This window comes from Atlantibacter subterraneus (assembly GCF_007570865.1).
GTDB lineage: Bacteria > Pseudomonadota > Gammaproteobacteria > Enterobacterales > Enterobacteriaceae > Atlantibacter > Atlantibacter subterraneus.
In genome coordinates this window covers 1,068,799-1,087,888 of sequence record NZ_VLPS01000001.1, presented here as the reverse complement: position 1 = coordinate 1,087,888, position 19,090 = coordinate 1,068,799, and the positions used below count along the sequence as shown (strand labels likewise).

Here is a 19,090-nt window from a genome sequence, read left to right as displayed (position 1 = left end):
GGGGCCGCCGCGAGCGGCGTTCAAATTTGCTCCCGGCAAATTTGTCCTCGGCTTATCGCGTCCGGCTTCGGGTCGGGCGCGATGCTACATCCTGTAGCTCGCACCCTCTGGCGGCATCCATGCCGCCAGCCCCGGCCTCCCGCGAACGCCTCGGCGATTTCGATGGGGAGGAAAACCCCCGCGATACGTTCAGGTTTTCAATGAAACCAATATGTCGCTGACAGTTTTTAAATAGAACTCACAGCGACAAAGATATGTCAGTAAAAAATAAAAATCTCAAAGTTGGGGTAGTTGAGTCCGGCATCAAAATCGCCGAGGCGTAATTGACGAGCCAGGTCAGGCCCGCAGGGATGCGGGGCTGAGGTCGTGAGCTACAGGATGTAGCATCACGACCGACCTGAAGCGAGGAGATGGAGCCGAGGGCAGCGGCGAAGCCGCCGATTTTGCTGGCCGGGAGCGGGGATTGCAAAGGGGAGTGCGGAACTCCCCTTTGCCCGTTCGCGTACTACGGAGTTACGTTGAGCCACGAACGCCTGGCGAACGGAACAACGCCACCGAACGGAACCCTTCCACCGAGCAGCCCCAAATAGAACAATCTCACTGAAACATTCCCCTTCAGCTCCCCCACATCTATGTCATAGTGTCCCCACAACAACAACCAGGAAGACGACAATGCAAACGATTGATTTCTACATGATTGACGCGTTCAGCAATAAAACCTTCGGCGGAAACGCGGCGGCGGTGTGTCCCTTAACCGAATGGCTACCCGACGAAACGCTATTACAGATGGCGAAACAGCATAACCAGTCGGAAACCGCCTACTTTGTCCGCACCGATACCGGCTTTGAGCTGCGCTGGTTTACCACCCAGTACGAAATCAACCTGTGCGGCCACGCCACGCTTGCCGCCGCGCATGTGATTTTTGAATATCTCGATTACCCGGATACAGAAATTAAATTCTCCACCCGCTTTGTCGGCGAACTCACCGTGACCCGTAAAGGGGAGTGGCTGACCCTCGATTTCCCGGCCTGGCAAACCGAATCCGCCGACGCGCCGGATTTGCTGTTTGAAAAGCTCGGTATCGACCGCAGCGAGGTAAAAGAAACCCGCGTGGCCCGCGACTGGCTGGTGGTGATGAACGATCCACAGCGTCTGCAAGCGTTAACGCCGGATATTCACGGTCTCGCGCCGCTGGGGAAAATGGTTTGCATCACCGCTCAGGGTGAACATGACGATTTTGTCAGCCGCTTTTTCTGCCCCGGCGAGGCGGTGGCGGAGGACCCGGTCACCGGATCTACCCACAGCATGTTAATCCCGTACTGGGCCGAAAAGCTGGGTAAAACCGAGATGCTGGCGCATCAGGTATCGGCGCGCGGCGGGGAATTGCGCTGCCAGTTGCACGGTGACCGGGTGCTGATTGGCGGTAGGGCGACGACCTATTTGATTGGCAAAGTGATGCTGCGCTAGAACATAATATCCTGTCCCTGGTTTACAGGGACAGGGAACGACATTATCGCGCCAGGATTGTGGCGCTTTTCTCAATATCGATCATGTTGTTTTCACTCCATAACCGACACTGATTTCTACCGTTTTGCTTACCGAAATACATGGCTTTATCGGCGCGATCGATAATCGCCTGCAGTTCATCGCCTTCCCGCACCGTTGTGGTTCCACAGGTGACCGTAATTTTGATTGCCTTGCCGGGAATAATAAAATCATGCGTCCTGACGATATTCATTATACGCAGCATCACTGCGGTAAAATCACTGTAATTCTGGCATTCCTGCAGGACAATAAACTCTTCACCACCGAATCGATAACATCTGTCTACCATCCTGACATTTGAAGCCAGCAGTTGACCTAATTCTTTGAGAATAATATCCCCAACGTTATGCCCCCAGGTATCGTTAACCGCTTTAAAATAATCGATATCGATAAGCGACAGATAAAACGTAGAGCCTTTAAGATGGCGCAAATTCGCTATCCGGGAAAAATCCTTATACAGCAGCTGCCTGAGCGGTAAACCCGTTAATGTGTCGTAGCAATTGCGCAGTGAAATCAGCTCGGTTTTATACCTGTCCGTGGCTTCAAGAAAATGTATTTGCGCATGAAAATAATTATTGAGCTTTTCGCGTAGCGCCCGCGGATTGCCTATGCAGTGAATGACTTCACGCATGGCGTCATGCATGATTTCATGGGTGGCTTCAATGGCCAGTAACGCCGCGGTATTTTCTTCGGATGACGTAAGTTGCAAACGAAGCCAGTGACCAAAAGCGCAAATCTCATGGGATTTGGGGTCGGTAAAACTGTTATCCATTCGGTCATCAAATAAAGAAAATTCGATCAGCTTATTTGCCCATGCGAAATGATCGCGTATCGCCTGGTTAAGCGTGATGAGTTCAATATCGATTTCCGAAATCATTGCTTTTTGCAACATATGAATGTCTTCTGAAAAATGGGAAGGCGGATGATATTTAATCAGCCCAGATATTTCTTGGTAAGAAATGCTGTAAAAAAAGACAAATTTATTAATCGAGTTAACAGATTAACCCGTTTGTAATAATAAAGGTGCAATACAAGGTAAAATAACGTTTTAAAATTGTAAATTAAGAGGCGTAATAACATGCCCCAGCCATCTTCGCCAGGGCAGGAAACGTTAATCGCACCGGGGCAGCAGATCGATAAACGCATCTAACTGGCGCGAGCGGGTACCGCGCCGCCAGATAAGCCAGGTATTCAGCCAGCGCCATTTTTCCGCCAGCGGCCAGGCCTCAACCTGATGATGCCCCGGCATACTCTCCAGCATACTGCGCGGCATGAGCGCCAGCCCCGCGCCTGCCACTACGCAGGCCAGCATGCCATGGTAAGACTCCATTTCGTGGATTTTGCCCGGCATGGCGTGATCGGCATTAAACCAGCTCTCAAAGTGCCGCCGGTACGAACAGTTGGCGCGAAAGGCGTAGATGCTCGCGCCGTTGATTTCCCGCGCCCGGCTCACTTTGTGATGCCCAACGGCGGCAACCAGCATCATTTCTTCCCGGTAAACCGGTAATCCGTCCAGCGACGGGTGCAGCACCGGGCCGTCAACGAACGCGGCGCTGAGCGTGCCTTCCAGCACGCCGTCAATCATGGTGCCGGAGGGGCCGGTGGCGAGATCGAACTGAATGCGCGGATAGCGTTGGTTATAGGTTGCCAGCACGCCGGGAATACGCACGGCGGCGGTGCTTTCCAGCGAACCCAGCGAAAACACGCCCTGTGGCTCGTCACCGGAGACCACGCTGCGCGCCTCGCTCACCAGGTCGAGAATTTTTTTACTGTACTCCAGGAAGCTGTAACCGGCAGGGGCCAGGCGCAGGCGCTGATTTTCCCGGATAAACAGCTCCACCCCTAAATCGTCTTCAAGCTGACGCAGGCGGGTAGTGAGATTCGAGGGCACGCGGTGCACTTTACGGGCGGCGGCGGTGATGCTGCCGGTTTCCGCCACGGCGTTGAACATTTCAAGCTGCGTCAGATCCATAGTTTTCTCGTATCAAGAATGGGATGGTTAATATTATTCACTTTTCATAAATAGCATCCCGACCCACACTGAAGCAATGTTTCACTGCAAAAGAGAATAGCGATGACCGCCAATCCCCAGACTCACGCGATAACCGTAGACCCAACCACCGGCCAGACCCTGGCGGCCTGGCCCTTTACGAGCGCGCCGCAGCGCGAGGCGATCCTGGCCCGCAGCGCAGCGGCGTATCGCGAATGGCGAACGCTGCCCTGCGAACAGCGCGCCCAGCGGCTACGTGATTTTGGCGCGGCGCTGCGCCAGCGTGGCGAGGAGATGGCGCAGCTGATGACCCGCGAAATGGGCAAGCCGATTCGCCAGGCGCGCGCTGAAGTGGCCAAATCCGCCGCGCTGTGCGACTGGTATGCGCAACACGGTCCGGCAATGCTGGCGGCGGAACCGACTCAGGTGCCTGATGCGGTGATTGAATACCGGCCCATTGGCACTATCCTGGCGGTGATGCCCTGGAACTTCCCGCTGTGGCAGGTGCTGCGCGGCATGGTGCCGATCCTGTTGGCGGGTAACGGCTATCTGTTAAAACACGCGCCGTCGGTGATGGGCTGCGCGCAGTTGATTGCGGAGATCGCCCGCGCGGCGGGGCTCCCGGAGGGCGTATTCAGCGTGATTAACGCCACGAATGAAGACGTGGGCGAGTTAATTCGCGATCCGCGCATCGCGGCGGTCACCGTGACCGGAAGCGGTCGCGCGGGCGCGGCGATTGGCGCGCAGGCCGGGGCGGCGCTGAAAAAATGTGTGCTGGAGCTGGGCGGTTCGGATCCTTTTATCGTGCTCAACGATGCCGATCTTGACGAAGCGGTTAACGCTGCGGTCGCGGGGCGCTATCAGAATACCGGACAGGTGTGCGCAGCGGCCAAGCGCTTTATCGTCGAAGCCGGGATTGCGCCGCGCTTTACCGCGCTGTTTGTCGAGCGCGCGGCGGCGCTGCGGATGGGCGATCCGCAGGATGAAGAAACGTATATCGGGCCAATGGCTCGGGCAGATCTGCGTGATGAACTGCACCGCCAGGTTGAAGCCTCACTTGCGCAGGGCGCAACGCTGCTGCTGGGCGGTGAAAAACCGGCGGGCGAGGGGAATTTCTATCCGCCGACGGTGCTGGGCAATGTCACCCCGCACATGACCGCGTTTCGCGAAGAGCTGTTTGGCCCGGTGGCGGCTATCACGGTGGCCGAGGATGCGGAACACGCGCTGGCGTTAGCTAATGACAGTGAATACGGGTTAAGCGCCACGATCTACACTGCCGATGAGCAGCGCGCCCGCTGGTTTGCCGGCCAGCTGGAATGCGGCGGGGTGTTTATTAACGGTTACAGCGCATCGGATGCCCGGGTAGCGTTTGGTGGCGTGAAGAAAAGCGGCTTTGGCCGCGAATTATCTCACTTTGGCCTGCATGAGTTCTGCAACGCCCAGACCGTATGGCGCAACCGCAAAGGATGATTGTCATCTAAGTGCAATGATTCTGTCATTTTCGCTCAGTAGACTCGCGGCGTTAACGGTTTTTACTGAAGAAAATCATGAATCTAAGTGAAATTTTCCGCAAGCTGACCCGTCCGTTCAGCCGGGTCCAGTTCCGCTTACTGAGCGCGATCCTGTGTGCGATCGCGCTTTTCTCCGCACTGCAAATTTTATCGACCTTAATGCTCTCCTCGCTGCTCCATGATACCGAACGGGATCTGGCGCGCCGGGAGCAGCTTCAGCAACAGCAGTCCTGGATGGAACAGGCAAGGGTATCGCTGCTGAGGGCCAGCGATTTGCTCAACCGCGCGGGCGTCTATTTTATGCAGGATGCCGCCACCGGCTCCGAGGGGAGTTGGCAGAGCCTGATGGATGAAGCGCAGCAGGCGTTAAGCCATTCCCATCAGGCGTTTGTTCGCTATCGGCAACACGCCGCGCCTCAGGACGAGAGCCTGTTAGCCAGCTACCAGGCGTTTTATCAGGCGCTTAAAGAGCAGGCGGACGGGCTGGTCGCCACTAACAGCATCGACGCCTTTTTCAGCGTGCCGGTTCAGGCGTTCCAGGCGGATTTTAATCTGCGCTGGGCGGAGTATCAGAGCCAGATAGAGACCCGTAACGCGCAACACAGCCAGCAACTGCTGGCCGGATTAGCCACGGCGCAGAAAAGTTTTATCGCCGCGCTGGGGATGTTACTGGTGATAGCCGTTGCCGTATGGCTTGGCATGTCCGCGTGGGTGATCACGCCGCTGCGTAAGTTAATCCATCATCTGCACCGGCTGGCGGCAGGGGATCTGTCCACCGCCACCCCGGTTACCCTGACCCGCAATCGCGAGATGCGCGAGCTGAACGCCAGTATCAACACCATGCAGCAGGGGCTGCTGAAACTGGTACAGGAAATGCGCGCCGTTACCGGGGCGGTGGCAGATACCGTGGACAACCTTGCCCGGGATAACGATGCGCTGTCGAATCAGGCGCAGCGCCAGGCCCAGGAGCTGGAGCGCGTGACCAGTCACATTCACGCCCTGGAATCCCACGTGGAGCAGAACACCGAATACGCCCGGGTTGCCAATCAGCGTGCCGACAGCGCGCGCGAGGTGGCGGCAGGCGGGGAACAGATGATGCAAATGGTGAATCATTCGATGCAGGATATCGTTTCCCGCGCCGGAGAGATGCGCGGGATTGTCGCCATGATCAACAGCGTGGCGTTTCAGACCAATATTCTGGCGCTGAATGCAGCGATTGAAGCGGCTCATGCCGGAGAGCACGGACGCGGGTTCGCCATCGTCGCCCGGGAGGTCGGATTACTGGCGCGCAAAAGCAGCCATTCCACCCAGACCATCGAGCAGTTGATCCACCATTCGCTACAGGGGATCGAACAGGGTTCCGGCGCGGTCTCCCGCCTTGAGAATACCCTTGAGCAGATTATGTCGCTGGTGGGCAACCTCACCGGCTTGCTCAGCGAAATTTCCGGCGCGACGCTGAATCAGGGGGAACGCATTCACCGCGTCACCCATCGCATCAGCAGCTTAAATCAGGTGGTGACGGAAACCGGTAGTCTGGTGGCGCAGATGAGCCAGGCGTCGGGCCAGCTGGGACAAGAGTCGAAGCGGCTTCGCGCGGCGGTGGCGCGTTTCCGCCTTCCTGCCTGACTCTGGTATACTCCCGGCGATTTTTACCCGGCGCAGGGAGAGGGAAAGTGGCTTTAGTATTAGATAATTCGGTGCTCGACGCTATTCTGGCGCAGGTCAGGCCATTGCTCGGCCAGGGAAAGGTGGCCAACTACATTCCGGCGCTGGCGGAAGTCCCGGCCAATAAGCTGGGGATTGCGATTTGCACCGTGGACGGCGGCTGTTTTACCTCCGGCGATGCCCTTGAGCGTTTCTCTATCCAGTCGATTTCTAAGGTGCTCAGCCTGGTACTGGCGATGGATCGCTATGAAGGGGACGAAATCTGGCGGCGCGTGGGGAAAGATCCCTCCGGTCAGCCGTTCAATTCGCTGGTACAGCTGGAACTGGAACAGGGCATTCCGCGCAATCCGTTTATCAACGCCGGAGCGCTGGTGGTGTGCGATATGCTGCAAAGCCGGCTGAGCGCGCCGCGCCAGAGAATGCTGGAGTTTGTGCGGATGCTGTCAGGAGTAAGTGATATTAGCTATGACGCCCGCGTCGCCCGTTCCGAGTTTGAGCACTCGGCGCGCAATGCCGCTATCGCCTATCTGATGAAGTCGTTTGGTAATTTTGATAACGACGTGATTGGCGTACTGCAAAACTATTTTCACTACTGCGCGCTGAAAATGAGCTGCCTGGAGCTGGCGAAAACCTTTTTATTCCTGGCGAATCAGGGCAGGCTGCCTGACGGCGATCGTCCGGTTATCAGCCCCCTGCAAACCCGGCAAATTAACGCCCTGATGGCGACCAGCGGGTTATATGAAAACGCCGGCGAGTTTGCCTGGCGCGTGGGGATGCCGGGGAAATCCGGCGTCGGCGGCGGTATTGTGGCGATAGTGCCTCACGAGATGTCGATTGCGGTATGGAGCCCGGAACTGGATGGCGCGGGGAACTCGCTTGCCGGTATCGCGGTGCTGGAAATCCTCGCGCAAAATATTGGCCGCTCTATTTTTTAATAGGATGTATTCTTTTTGTTAATCGCTGGTTTGCAGTAAACTCACAGCAATCACATTAGTTTTTATCCCTGTGGGACTTATTCAAACCGGCGGAATGTATGACTGAACCCGTTCAACCGTTTTTTCGGCCTGAAAGAACGCTGATTAATGCTTTCGGCATCATCATTCTGACGTCGCTGTTTTATTTCTTTGGCGCGATGCTGCGCCTTATCGACGAACTCTCGCTGTTCTGGCCGCTGAATGCGGTGATGGCCGGGGTATTCGCCCGCTATGCCTTTCTGAATCGTCCGCACTATTACCTGCTGAGCTATGCCGCCATGCTGGTGTATGACGCTATTACGACTAACTGGGGCGTGGCGTCGCTGGCGATTAATCTTTCCAATATGGTGTTTATCGTTACCTTCGCCATGCTGATGCAGCGCGATGCCAGCCAGGTTAAAGGCGACGAAAGGCCGCCGCTTAACGTGCTGAAACTGTTTCTCTACTGCCTGATCGCCTCGGCGCTGTGCGCGCTGGTGGGAACGCTGGCGTCTATTGGCATCGATAAATACAAACTGTGGCCGCTGTTTGCCGACTGGTTTAGCGAGCAGTTCTCAACCGGGGTGCTGATTTTGCCCTGGGTGCTCACCGTGCGCTGGCCGCGCAGTAAAACCCTGGTTAGCCCCGATATGCTGTGGCCGTTTATGGCGGTGGTAGCTTCTGTAGGCGCGTCGGTGCTGATTGGCGGAGCGGGGAGCCTGGCGTTTCCGCTGGCGGCGCTGATCTGGTGCGCCATTCGCTACTCGCTGCCGGTCACCTGTCTGGTCATGCTGATCACCGGCGTCGCGGAAATCGTGCTGGTGGGTAATTCCACCATCCAGTTCAATACCGCCGCGCCGCTGGAGACCGCACAGCTTTTCTCTGCCCGTTTGGGGATCGCGATTATGGCGCTCTGTCCGCTGATGGTCTCGACCAGCGTCGCCTCGATTAACGCCCTGATGCTCCAGGTCGCGCGCCGCGCCAACTATGACTATCTTACCGGCGCATTATCCCGTTCCGGCCTGCTGGAAACCCTGAAAAAGCCGCCGTTCGCGGACACGCGCTACGGCTCCCTGTGCGTGATGCTGATTGATATCGACTACTTTAAGCGCATCAACGACAGCTATGGGCATGAGTGCGGCGACGCGGTGCTGACCGCGTTTGGTGAACGCGCAATCCGCGCCGTGGGGACGAAAGGGCTGGTGGCGCGTATGGGCGGTGAAGAGTTTGTGGTGGTGTGTCCTGGCGTGTCGTTAAAAGAGGGGCTGGAGCTGGCCGAGCTGTTGCGACAGCGTATTGCCGACTATCCGTTTAACTGGCAGGAGAAAACCCTGTCTATCACTATCAGTATTGGGCTGAGTCACCAGGCCTGTATTGAGCCCGGCGTGATCGACGCCTTTACCCGTCTGATGCCGGTCGCCGATCGCCATCTTTATCGCTCTAAACAGAGCGGGCGTAATCAGGTAACCTCGACGTCAGACGTTGGATTAGGGTCAGGTAAAGTTATTTCCGAAACAATATAGCAGGCTGCCATTATTGGTAGTTGCTATATTTATTTAAATATGGTTTATCAATCTGATGATTTTATTAATAAAAATACTTGCTACACAAAAATAACATTTATAAGATGTTGTAGAGTTTATTTCGGAAAAGCCGCGTAATGCCACTGAGTGAATATATCAATAATCGTGATGGCGTTGCCGGTCTGAAATTTATCCGCCGCATGTATTTCATGCGCATGTTAGGCACATTCCTCTGCTTTATTCCCATCTTCTCTGTTTTATCTGAACAACATCACTCTCACGGCTGGCTGATACTGCTGAGCGCGAATGCCTTTATCTGGCCGAGCGTGGCCTTTTTACTGGCTCGCCGCGCCCGTCAGCCGCTGATTGTTGAACATCGCAGCCTGGTGCTGGATGCCGCTGCGGGGGGATTCTGGATCGCCATGATGTCTGCTAATCCGCTGCCTTCGGTCACTATTGCGGCCATTCTGCTGTCCGATCGTCTGGCTGCCGGTGGAGTGGAACTGCTGCGCAAAGCCGCCGGGGCGCTGATTATCGGGTTTCTGGCCTGCTGGATAGCGCGCGGTATGTCGTTCGAGCCGGAAATCAGCCAGCGCACGGCGTACGCCACGCTGCCGCTTATCGCTATCTATGTGCTGGCGGTAAGCGCGCTGACCGATTCTATCGCCATTAAGCTGCGGCAAAAAAGCGACGAGCTGGGACGCATCGCCATGATGGATCCGCTGCTGGATATCGCTAACCGCCGCCTGCTGGAGCCGCGCATTCATCATGAGCTGAATAAGATCCATCAACGCCATCGGTTGTCGGCGCTGATGTTTATCGACATCGACGATTTTAAAGACGTTAATGACCATTATGGGCATAAGGTCGGTGATTCTATGCTGGCGGCGGTGGCGGAAATTCTGCGCCGCTATACTCGTCAGCAGGATACCCCGGCACGGCTGGGCGGCGACGAATTTGTGGTGCTGCTGCCAAACACCTCTGTTGAGGAAGCTACCGCTATCGGCCATGTGATTATGGAACAGGCGGCTCTTCTGCAGGCCGATCACGGTATTCCTTATCACTGCTCATTAAGTATCGGTATCGCCTTTGCTACCCGTGAGATGACCTCCGCCACCGAATGGCTTAAAGCCGCGGATGACGCCCTGTATACCGCCAAACGTGACGGAAAAAATCGCATTTTTGCCTGTTGAGCCCGCCGCTTGCCGTTTGTTTTAAAAAGCCTTTCTCTAAAATTATTTTAGTCCTGCATAAAATTTTTGAATACTTTGGCCCAGTTTGATCAAAACGGGGTTTTAGATTTATACGTTTCTGTTAGGTTAGGGTGGCTAATGATTAGGTTGACTGATAATTAAATCCACCAAGGAACCTATTGTGAAAACGTTAAATCGTCGCGATTTTCCCGGCGCGCAGTATCCAGAACGTATTATCCAGTTCGGTGAAGGGAACTTTTTACGCGCTTTTGTTGACTGGCAAGTTGATCTCCTTAACGAACACACCGATCTGAACGCCGGTGTGGTCATCGTACGTCCTATCGACAGCGATTTCCCGCCGTCGCTGAGTACTCAGGACGGACTGTACACCACCATCATCCGCGGCCTGAACGAGCAGGGCGAGGCGGTTAGCGATGCGCGTTTGATTCGCTCTGTGAATCGCGAAATCAACGTCTATCGCGAATACGACGCGTACCTGGCGCTGGCGCACAATCCGGATATTCGCTTCGTGTTCTCTAACACCACCGAAGCGGGTATTAGCTACCACGCGGGGGATAAATTTGCGGATGCGCCAGCGGTAAGCTATCCGGCGAAACTAACGCGTCTGCTGTTCGAGCGTTTCTCCCATTTCCACGGTGCCACCGATAAAGGTTGGATCATCATTCCTTGCGAACTGATCGACTATAACGGCGATGCGTTGCAGGAGCTGGTGCTGCGCTATGCCCAGGAGTGGGAACTGGGCGCGGAATTCGTGGCCTGGCTGAATACTGCGAACACCTTCTGCTCTACGCTGGTGGACCGTATCGTGACTGGTTATCCGCGTGACGAAGTCGCCAGCCTCGAAGCGGAGCTTGGATATCACGATAGCTTCCTGGATACCGCCGAGCATTTCTACCTGTTCGTGATCCAGGGGCCGAAATCCCTCGCTCAGGAGCTGCGCCTCGACAAGCTGGCGCTGAACGTGCTGATCGTTGACGACATTAAGCCGTATAAAGAGCGCAAAGTCGCCATTCTGAACGGCGCGCATACCGCGCTGGTGCCGGTGGCTTATCAGGCGGGTATCGATACCGTGGGCGAAGCGATGAACGATGCCGACGTCTGCGCGTTCGTTGAAAAAGCGATTGCCGAAGAGATCATCCCGGTGCTGGATTTACCGGCGGATGAACTGGCGTCATTTGCTAAAGCGGTGGTAGGGCGCTTCCGCAACCCGTACATCAAACATCAGCTGCTGTCGATTGCCCTGAACGGCATGACCAAGTTCCGCACCCGTATTCTGCCGCAGCTGCTGGCTGGCCAGAAAGCGAGTGGGGCATTACCGGCGCGTCTGACTTTTGCTTTGGCGGCGCTGATCGCTTTCTATCGCGGTGAGCGTGACGGTGTCACTTATCCGTTACAGGATGATGCGCACTGGCTGGAGCGTTATCAGCAGTGGTGGGGTGCGGTAAACGCTAATACCATGCCGGTACGCGAGCTGGTTGAGAAGGTGTTGTCTGACAGCGAGCACTGGGGCCAGAATCTGAATCAGGTTGCCGGATTGACTGATAAAGTCGCGGCGGACCTGGAGCAGATCCTGTCGGTGGGCATGCGTGCCGCCGTTAAACCGCTCTGCTAAGTCGTAATGAACCTGGCTACGGCCAGGTTTGTTTTGAACTGGCATTAGTTACAACATACATTAAGGCGATATTGGTATCGCAAAACTTTAGCCATCGCGTTGTTGAGCCTTGCAGAACGAAAAAGGGCCGATGAGCCGAATAATCTCGCTATTCGGCTCACGAAATGAGGCGAATAAGGCGTGTATTCGGCTTAATCCCCGAAAGCAATCTGATAGCGGGTATTGCGCCCGCCGCCGGGCAGTCGGTTGAGGGCTTTCTGCTGTTCCGGACTGATATCCAGCGTGGCGGGCCGTTGCCAGAAGCGCGACTTCATCAGCGTGCGCTGGATAGCATCCAGCGCGTGATCGAGCGTGGCATCCAGGATTTCTAAAAACCAGACCAGCCAGGGCGTAATATCCAGCGGGCCTTTTTGCGGAAAAAAAAACTATTCGGCTCAGTTTATGAGCCGAATATAAAAGCAGTGCCAATTTTTTCAACCAGGAGTGCAATTTTAACGAGGTTCAACAGGAAAACGCCTCACGGGGAGGCGTTGACCGGTTAGATTTAGATAAAGCTGAACAGTCTCAGAATGTAATCCAGAATCAGCGACGGAATAGTGAAATCCGGGTCGGCGAAGGTGACGCCGTTTGCACCGAGCTGGGAGAAAATCGGCAGGGTCAACGCAGGCAGTACGCACAGCAGCAGGCCGTTGATGCTGCTGGCAATCACCGCGCCACGGAAACCGCCGGTAGCGTTACCGAAAATCGCCGCCGCGCCGCCGGTGATAAAGCTCGCCATAATCCCCGGAACGATGATCGGCAGGCCGATGAACGGGAAAATCACGATGCAAATCAACTCGACCATAAAGCTAATCAGGAAGCCGATTAAGGTGGCGTTCGGCGCTTTGGTAAACAGCACCATCACGTCTACCGCAGGCACAGCGCCAGGAGCAAACACCCGGGCAAAGCCTTTAAACGCCGGTACGATTTCGGCAGTAAACAGATTCACACCCGCTTTGGCCAGATACAAGCCGCAGGCGAAGATAGCAGACTGCTCAAGGATAAAAATCACCACGTTTTTATCGCCAGCGCCAGCACCGTAAACCATGGTCATCGCGTCTTTAATTTGCGGCTGAGAAGCGAAAATGCAGGAGATCAGCAGCAGCACCAGCATGGTCAACAGGGTGGCAATGTTCGGCTCACGAATAAAATCGAATTTATTACTGATATTCAGGTGCTCGGTATCGGTGTTTTTATTCCCGAACCATTTACCCATAAAAGAGCCGATCACATAGGAAGATATCGCTGCATGGGAAATAGCATATTCATCGGAACCGATAATTTCGCGACTAAAGCGGTTAAGAATAAAAGGGGAGATCGCCATATAGCAACCGATAAACAGCGAGGCGATAATCACCATTTGATAATTGCTGAAGCCGAACTGCATTAATACCGCCGTCAGGGCAAAAGCCATAAACAGCACCAGGTGCAATGACAGATAGATAAATTTAAAACGCGTAAAGCGGGCCAGCAGGATATTTAAAATCATCGAGAACAGCAGAATCAACGCAGCCGTCGCGCCAAGCTTATCAATGGTCGCCGCCATGATGGCCTCGTTGCTGGGAACGACGCCGACGATATCAAAAGCCTTAGAGAACAGGGCGCTAAACGCGGTCAGCACTTTCATCAGAATGCCGCCGCCGACCTTTATCATTGTAAAACCGATAAACGAAAGGAATGTACCGGTTATTAATCGTGAAATGGAAGCCTTTTGAAATAACAAACCCAGAAATGCCACAATCGCTATTATTACTGCGGGTGTTTTCACTAACCCTAATAATATGTCCATCTTCTTTATCCCACCTGGAGCTATTTTTTCTATGCCCGAAAAGGCGCGTTTGTATGGAAAGGTAAACTAAAGCGTAGTTATGTTAGCACCCGGATTTAAGCGTTATCTGATAGCTACATCACAAAAGAAACAATGTTCTTTTTGTTTTGAAATGCAGTTTCATTATTGTGGTTGTGGATTGGTTAAATAGCGCGGAGAATTGTGTTAATTAACTGTGACTACCATTCTAGCCAGCAGTAAAAATAGGATTTTTCATTTTATTTAAAACAAAAAAAGCGGAGGAATCCTCCGCCGCCGTGAAAATTCTTATTTCTGATGGAACGGGGAGATACGCAGTAGGGTGTTATCTTTAAAAAAATAGTGATGGGCCAATGCCGCAACGGCATGCAGGCCAATCAACCAGTAACCCAGCGGCGCAAGGACCACATGCCAGTGGCTCAGGGTCGTCGAAAGTGCCATATCAGGCAGCGGCGCAACCGGCATAGTCACGCCGAACAACCACCAGTCGCGACCGCGAAAATAGCGCGACGCAATGCCGATGAGGGGTAAAGCGATAAACAGCAAATAAATCGCGCTGTGTGTCAGGTGCGCCAGACCGGTTTGCCAGCGTGGCGGAGCAGGGTGAATCGGCGGCGTGCGGTGCCGCAAACGCAGCCACAGGCGCAGGCACATCACAATCAGCACCAGCGTACCCGCGCTGAAATGGGTGACGATCAGCGTAAATCCCTGCCAGGAGCCGCGCTGGGCAAAACCGCGCAACTCCATGGCGGCGTAAGCGATGGTCAGCAATAGCAGCGTTAGCCAGTGGAGAAAAATTTGTGATGAAGTGAATTTATGGTGCATGGAGAGTCCAGAACAATTAAACCAGCCCATAAGCTAACGTAAAACGCAGCAATAATTAACGCGATGATAAGTGTGGGATTTTTGCAGCGGGCCTGAATTAAGACCCGCCTGAACAGAGATTAATGCCCGGAAACCAGATTAGCCGCCGCGTCCGGTTTATCGTGTACAGCAAAACGGTCGATCTGGCTGCGCGTGGCCTCGCTCATCCCGATAATTTCCACGTCTGCGCCCGCGCGACGGAACTTCATCACCACCTTATCGAGCGCGCCCACGGCGGTGATATCCCAGAAATGAGCATGACGCACGTCAATCACTACCTTTTTCAGCGGCTCGCGCAGGTCGAAACGCTCAACGAAGCGGTCGGCAGAAGCAAAAAAGATCTGGCCGTGTACCTGATAACTACGCGTCTCGCCCTCACGCGTGCTCTCAACGTTCATATAGCGCGCTACCTTCGTAGCAAAGTTCAGCGCCGCGATCAGCACGCCGGTAAACACGCCAAACGCCAGGTTATGGGTTGCGACCACGACCGCGACCGTTGCCAGCATCACCACGCTGGTTGACGGTGGATGGGAGCGCAAGTTGAGGATCGAGCGCCACGAGAAGGTGCCAATGGACACCATAATCATCACCGCCACCAGCGCTGCCATCGGAATGCGCGATACCCACTGATTTAAAAATACCACCAGCACCAGCAGCACCAGGCCTGCGGTCAGCGTAGAGAGCCGCCCGCGCGCGCCGGATTTTACGTTAATCACCGACTGGCCGATCATCGCGCAGCCCGCCATCCCGCCGATCATTGAGGTGCAGATATTGGCGATGCCCTGGGCTTTACACTCGCGATTCTTATCGCTGAGCGTGTCGGTCATATCATCCACAATAGTCGCGGTCATCATCGATTCCAGCAGGCCCACGGCGGCCAGACCGGCGGAGTACGGCAGAATGATCCACAGAGTTTGTAGCGTAAACGGCACATCCGGGATCAAAAACACCGGCAGGCTGTCCGGCAGTTGGCCCATATCGCCAACGGTACGTACGTCCAGATTGAGCCACAGGGAAATGGCGGTAATTACAAGGATGCAGACCAGAGGCGAGGGGATGGTCTTATTGATGCGCGGCCAGAGATAGATAATCGCCAGCCCGCCAGCGGTTAACGCGTATACGTGCCAGGTCACATTGGTCAGTTCCGGCAATTGCGCCATAAAAATCAGGATCGCCAGCGCGTTAACAAAGCCGGTAACCACCGAGCGGGAGACAAAACGCATCAGGCTGCCGAGCTTTAAATAACCGGCCAGTAGCTGGAACACGCCGGTCAGCGCCGAGGCCGCCAGCAGGTATTGTAATCCGTGCTCCTTCACCAGCGTCACCATCAGCAGCGCCATCGCGCCGGTTGCCGAAGAGATCATTGCCGGACGCCCGCCGAAAAAGGCGATCACCACGGTGATACAGAAGGCGGAATAGAGACCGACTTTCGGGTCGACCCCCGCGATAATGGAAAAGGCAATGGATTCCGGGATCAGGGCCAGCGCCACAACAATACCCGCCAGGATGTCGCCACGGACATTACCCAGCCAGTCCTTACGCGTCGAGGACAGCAACATAGTGATTTCTCAATGGTTAGTGATTAACAATTTTACGCAACGCAAAGCAACGCGCATCCGCAGGCGGGATGTGGTTGAGGCACCGAGGGTGTTATTCAGTGCAGAGAGTTAAGGGGTAACTCAGGGCGGCGTAAGCAACATGATGGTGTCATTAACTGATGATTTGTGAAGCCTGTCACTATAGATGAAAAGAATAAGAGTTCAACCTTACATCTTTAAGGGTTATATGACTGAGTGCAACGTGATGGCCTGGCGATCGCACTGTATCAGGCACTCGCCGCAGCCATTGCAGCCGTCGGCGTCGGCCTTCGGCAGGCCGGATTCGCCAACAGAGCAGGCCCGCTGCGGGCAAACTTCCACACAGCGATCGCATCCCCGCGCGCCGTGGATGCAGGCATCAGTAAAAACAGGGCGCAGACGGGTATCGAAGCGCGGCTGCGGCTGTAACGCCCCGGTCGGGCACGCCTGAATGCACGCCGCGCAGCCGTCGCAGCTGGCGTATTCGATCGCCAGCTGCGGGAAACCCTCCTGATGGGTAATCAGGACGCCCATCGGGCAAGCCTGAACGCACTGCTGGCATTTATCGCACTGGGCAAAAAATTGCGCCGTGGTCAGCGCGCCGGGCGGCAGCGGCCACGGCGGTAAAGCGGCAGGCGGTGGCGCTACGTTTCGTGACGCTGTCACAAACGCCCGGAACAGTCCGCGACGGCTGACGTGGCGGTGGGACATATATTGCTGGTAGTAGCGCTCGGTTTTATTCATTAGAAAAAAATCCGTGATTCTACCGGGTTAAGCCCCAGCTGCTGTTGAACGTCCTGCAAATACAGCGCCGCTACCTGCGCCAGCCGGGCGTAAAACGGGCTGACGTGGTTATGCTGCATGAGTTCAAGATAGCGCGGTGCCCAGGGCAACAGGAATTGTTCCAGCAACGCCGTGGCGGCTTGCGGATTATCGCGCTCGATAAACGCGGAGCTGGCCAGCAGCATCAGGCCAAACTGATCTTCCGGCTCCTGGTGCTGGCCGTCAAACGCCAGGCCGTGATGACGTAAAAACCCACGGTAGCGGGCCGTGGTTTCGCCCATCAGCAGGTTATCTTTTTCCAGATAGACCGAGCCCCAGGGCGGCGCGACCATTTCTCCCTGGCCTTCAAACAGCACGGAATACTGCCAGCCGAGTTCTTCATCATCGTCCATGGGCCAGGCTTCACACAGTTGAGTGATGGTGTGCGGATCGCGCCAGGCATACAGCGACGGCAGGGTTGGCAGGCATTCAATCAGCGCCTTAACCTCAGGGCGCTGCGGCGAGTAGTAAAACAGCGCGCCAAGAATACGCGGCAGTACAGCGGCAGAAGACATAGATCATTCCTTATTAATACAGCAATCGGGCAGGCCGCAGCCTGCCCGACAGGGCGTTACATTGGCAACGTCCAGAGATTGTAAAACGCGATACGGCCAATCAGTTCCGCCGCAATCACCACGCCAGCGCTGGCGAACAGCAGCGCCTGGCCGCTTCTGGCACGGATATACACCAGCGCGCCCAACGCGCCCGCCGCCAGCAGCACAGCCTGGGCGGTAAACCAGTCAGACTGCGCCGCTGCCAGCGGGGCGTCGGCCAGCAGAATGGTGGACAGATAGCCAGGCCGCAGACAGAAACTGGCGATAATCCCGACGATGCTGACTATCAGCCCCAGACGGCGCACGCCCAGCGCTGCTGCCAGCGCGCCGCCGCCAATCAGCGGCGTCAGCAGCATCACGACGGTGGTCCAGGAGGAGCTCCAGGTGGTCACCGTCGGCAACTGGTAGATGCGCGGAATGGCGAAAACAAACACCACGCCAATCGCCGCCGCCAGCCAGGCCAGCGAGATAAACAGCTTACGCGCCCCGCGATCCAGCAGCAGGCCCAGCGCCGCAATACCGGCGACGGTACCAAACACCGCTGAGAGCACGATTTCGTTGCTCATCGGCGAATGCCCGACGCGGAACAGCATATTCATGGCGCGCAGCGGCTGCCCGACGTGGAAAATGCCCATTACCACGCCCAGGCCGAACAGGCACACCGCGGCGAACAGGCCGATTGCCAGACGGCGCGGCTCGATATGGCCCAGCGCGCCGCCGATCAGCAGCACAATGAACGCGCCGACCGCGCTCTGCGTCAGAACGGTAAAGAAAACCAGCGGTAACTCATGCATGACGCACCTCCCGTAAATTCTGAATCGCGCCTTCCGTATCGCCGGTTGGCCGCGCTTTCGGATGCGGTTTCACCACCAGATTGGGATGGGTAAAGCCGGCAGACGGCAGCGGGGCGATCTGGTTTTCCACGCCATATTTCTGGCGCAGTTCGTCAATCGGCCCAAAATCCAGCGCGCGCTGCGGGCAGGAATCCACGCAAATCGGACGCAGATTCTTTTCCAGCCGATCCAGACAGCCGTCGCATTTGCGCATCACTTTCGCTTTGGCATCAAACTGCGGCGCACCGTACGGGCAGCGCATTTCACAGTAGCGGCAGCCCACGCAGATGGAATCGTCCACCAGAACCAGCCCGTCTTCTTCGCGCTTGTGCATCGCCCCGGTCGGGCAGCCCGCTACGCAGGTCGGTTGATCGCAATGGTTGCAGGCAATCGACAGGTAGTAGCTAAAGGTGTCGTTGTGCCAGCTATCGCCTTCCTGCACCCAGCTGCCGCCGCCGTACTCATACACCCGGCGCAGCTTCGGTCCCACATCTAAATCTTTGTTGTCCTTACAGCTCACCTGGCAGGTTTTACAGCCCGAGCAGCGCGAGGAGTCAACGTAAAAGCCATACTGTTTCATT

17 protein-coding genes are annotated in these 19,090 nt (G+C 55.7%); 7 read left to right on the top strand and 10 right to left on the bottom strand.

All coding sequences use genetic code 11. From position 1 onward, the window contains the following. Positions 1–672: 672 nt before the first annotated feature. The gene (locus FND52_RS05245; RefSeq protein WP_144129811.1) at positions 673–1,467 is read left to right on the top strand and encodes a PhzF family phenazine biosynthesis protein; all 795 of its coding nucleotides are present in this window, start codon (positions 673–675) and stop codon (positions 1,465–1,467) included. A gap of 43 nt (positions 1,468–1,510) precedes the next feature. On the opposite strand, the gene FND52_RS05240 is transcribed toward FND52_RS05245, so the two are convergent. Further along, on the bottom strand, positions 1,511–2,437 hold the full coding sequence (locus tag FND52_RS05240) for a diguanylate cyclase (protein WP_144129809.1): 927 nt from the start codon (positions 2,435–2,437) through the stop codon (positions 1,511–1,513). Positions 2,438–2,656: 219 nt separating this feature from the next. Next, positions 2,657–3,517 (bottom strand): putrescine utilization regulator PtrR, encoded by an 861-nt coding sequence (gene ptrR, locus FND52_RS05235; RefSeq protein WP_125293345.1) that lies wholly within the window; start codon positions 3,515–3,517, stop codon positions 2,657–2,659. Positions 3,518–3,619: 102 nt separating this feature from the next. Between ptrR and FND52_RS05230 the strand changes: the two genes are divergently transcribed. The 6 genes from FND52_RS05230 to FND52_RS05205 all read left to right on the top strand — a co-directional run bounded on the left by FND52_RS05230 (position 3,620) and on the right by FND52_RS05205 (position 12,013). Beyond that, a complete protein-coding gene (locus FND52_RS05230; RefSeq protein WP_144129807.1) occupies positions 3,620–5,005 on the top strand; it encodes an aldehyde dehydrogenase family protein in 1,386 nt (461 codons plus the stop codon). A 77-nt stretch (positions 5,006–5,082) separates the two neighbouring features. Further along, positions 5,083–6,672 carry a methyl-accepting chemotaxis protein gene (locus FND52_RS05225; RefSeq protein WP_144129805.1) on the top strand — a complete coding sequence of 530 codons (1,590 nt, stop codon included), beginning with the start codon at positions 5,083–5,085 and terminating at the stop codon, positions 6,670–6,672. A gap of 47 nt (positions 6,673–6,719) precedes the next feature. After that, positions 6,720–7,646 (top strand): glutaminase B, encoded by a 927-nt coding sequence (gene glsB / locus FND52_RS05220; RefSeq protein WP_144129803.1) that lies wholly within the window; start codon positions 6,720–6,722, stop codon positions 7,644–7,646. A gap of 98 nt (positions 7,647–7,744) precedes the next feature. Next, positions 7,745–9,187 carry a GGDEF domain-containing protein gene (locus FND52_RS05215; RefSeq protein ID WP_144129801.1) on the top strand — a complete coding sequence of 481 codons (1,443 nt, stop codon included), beginning with the start codon at positions 7,745–7,747 and terminating at the stop codon, positions 9,185–9,187. Between the two features lie 200 nt (positions 9,188–9,387). Beyond that, complete coding sequence (locus tag FND52_RS05210; protein WP_144129870.1) at positions 9,388–10,380, top strand: sensor domain-containing diguanylate cyclase; 993 nt, start codon at positions 9,388–9,390, stop codon at positions 10,378–10,380. Between the two features lie 181 nt (positions 10,381–10,561). Further along, positions 10,562–12,013 carry a tagaturonate reductase gene (locus FND52_RS05205; protein ID WP_125293340.1) on the top strand — a complete coding sequence of 484 codons (1,452 nt, stop codon included), beginning with the start codon at positions 10,562–10,564 and terminating at the stop codon, positions 12,011–12,013. 191 nt (positions 12,014–12,204) lie between these two features. On the opposite strand, the gene FND52_RS22020 is transcribed toward FND52_RS05205, so the two are convergent. The 8 genes from FND52_RS22020 to FND52_RS05165 all read right to left on the bottom strand — a co-directional run bounded on the left by FND52_RS22020 (position 12,205) and on the right by FND52_RS05165 (position 19,089). Then, a complete protein-coding gene (locus FND52_RS22020; protein ID WP_280114058.1) occupies positions 12,205–12,327 on the bottom strand; it encodes a hypothetical protein in 123 nt (40 codons plus the stop codon). A 230-nt stretch (positions 12,328–12,557) separates the two neighbouring features. Next, complete coding sequence (locus FND52_RS05195; RefSeq protein ID WP_144129799.1) at positions 12,558–13,841, bottom strand: PTS ascorbate transporter subunit IIC; 1,284 nt, start codon at positions 13,839–13,841, stop codon at positions 12,558–12,560. Between the two features lie 306 nt (positions 13,842–14,147). Continuing rightward, complete coding sequence (cybB, locus tag FND52_RS05190) at positions 14,148–14,684, bottom strand: cytochrome b561 (RefSeq protein WP_144129797.1); 537 nt, start codon at positions 14,682–14,684, stop codon at positions 14,148–14,150. 119 nt (positions 14,685–14,803) lie between these two features. Then, positions 14,804–16,282 carry a SulP family inorganic anion transporter gene (locus FND52_RS05185; protein WP_144129795.1) on the bottom strand — a complete coding sequence of 493 codons (1,479 nt, stop codon included), beginning with the start codon at positions 16,280–16,282 and terminating at the stop codon, positions 14,804–14,806. A gap of 222 nt (positions 16,283–16,504) precedes the next feature. Next, the gene (locus tag FND52_RS05180) at positions 16,505–17,044 is read right to left on the bottom strand and encodes a 4Fe-4S dicluster domain-containing protein (protein ID WP_144129794.1); all 540 of its coding nucleotides are present in this window, start codon (positions 17,042–17,044) and stop codon (positions 16,505–16,507) included. After that, on the bottom strand, positions 17,044–17,637 hold the full coding sequence (locus FND52_RS05175; protein WP_144129792.1) for a TorD/DmsD family molecular chaperone: 594 nt from the start codon (positions 17,635–17,637) through the stop codon (positions 17,044–17,046). The genes FND52_RS05180 and FND52_RS05175 overlap by 1 nt, the downstream gene beginning before the upstream one ends. Before the next feature lie 56 nt (positions 17,638–17,693). After that, positions 17,694–18,470, bottom strand: a complete 777-nt coding sequence (locus FND52_RS05170) for a dimethyl sulfoxide reductase anchor subunit family protein (protein WP_144129790.1) — start codon at positions 18,468–18,470, stop codon at positions 17,694–17,696. Continuing rightward, positions 18,463–19,089: a DMSO/selenate family reductase complex B subunit gene (locus FND52_RS05165; RefSeq protein WP_125293333.1), complete on the bottom strand. Its 627-nt coding sequence runs from the start codon at positions 19,087–19,089 to the stop codon at positions 18,463–18,465. The genes FND52_RS05170 and FND52_RS05165 overlap by 8 nt, the downstream gene beginning before the upstream one ends. Position 19,090 lies beyond the last annotated feature (1 nt).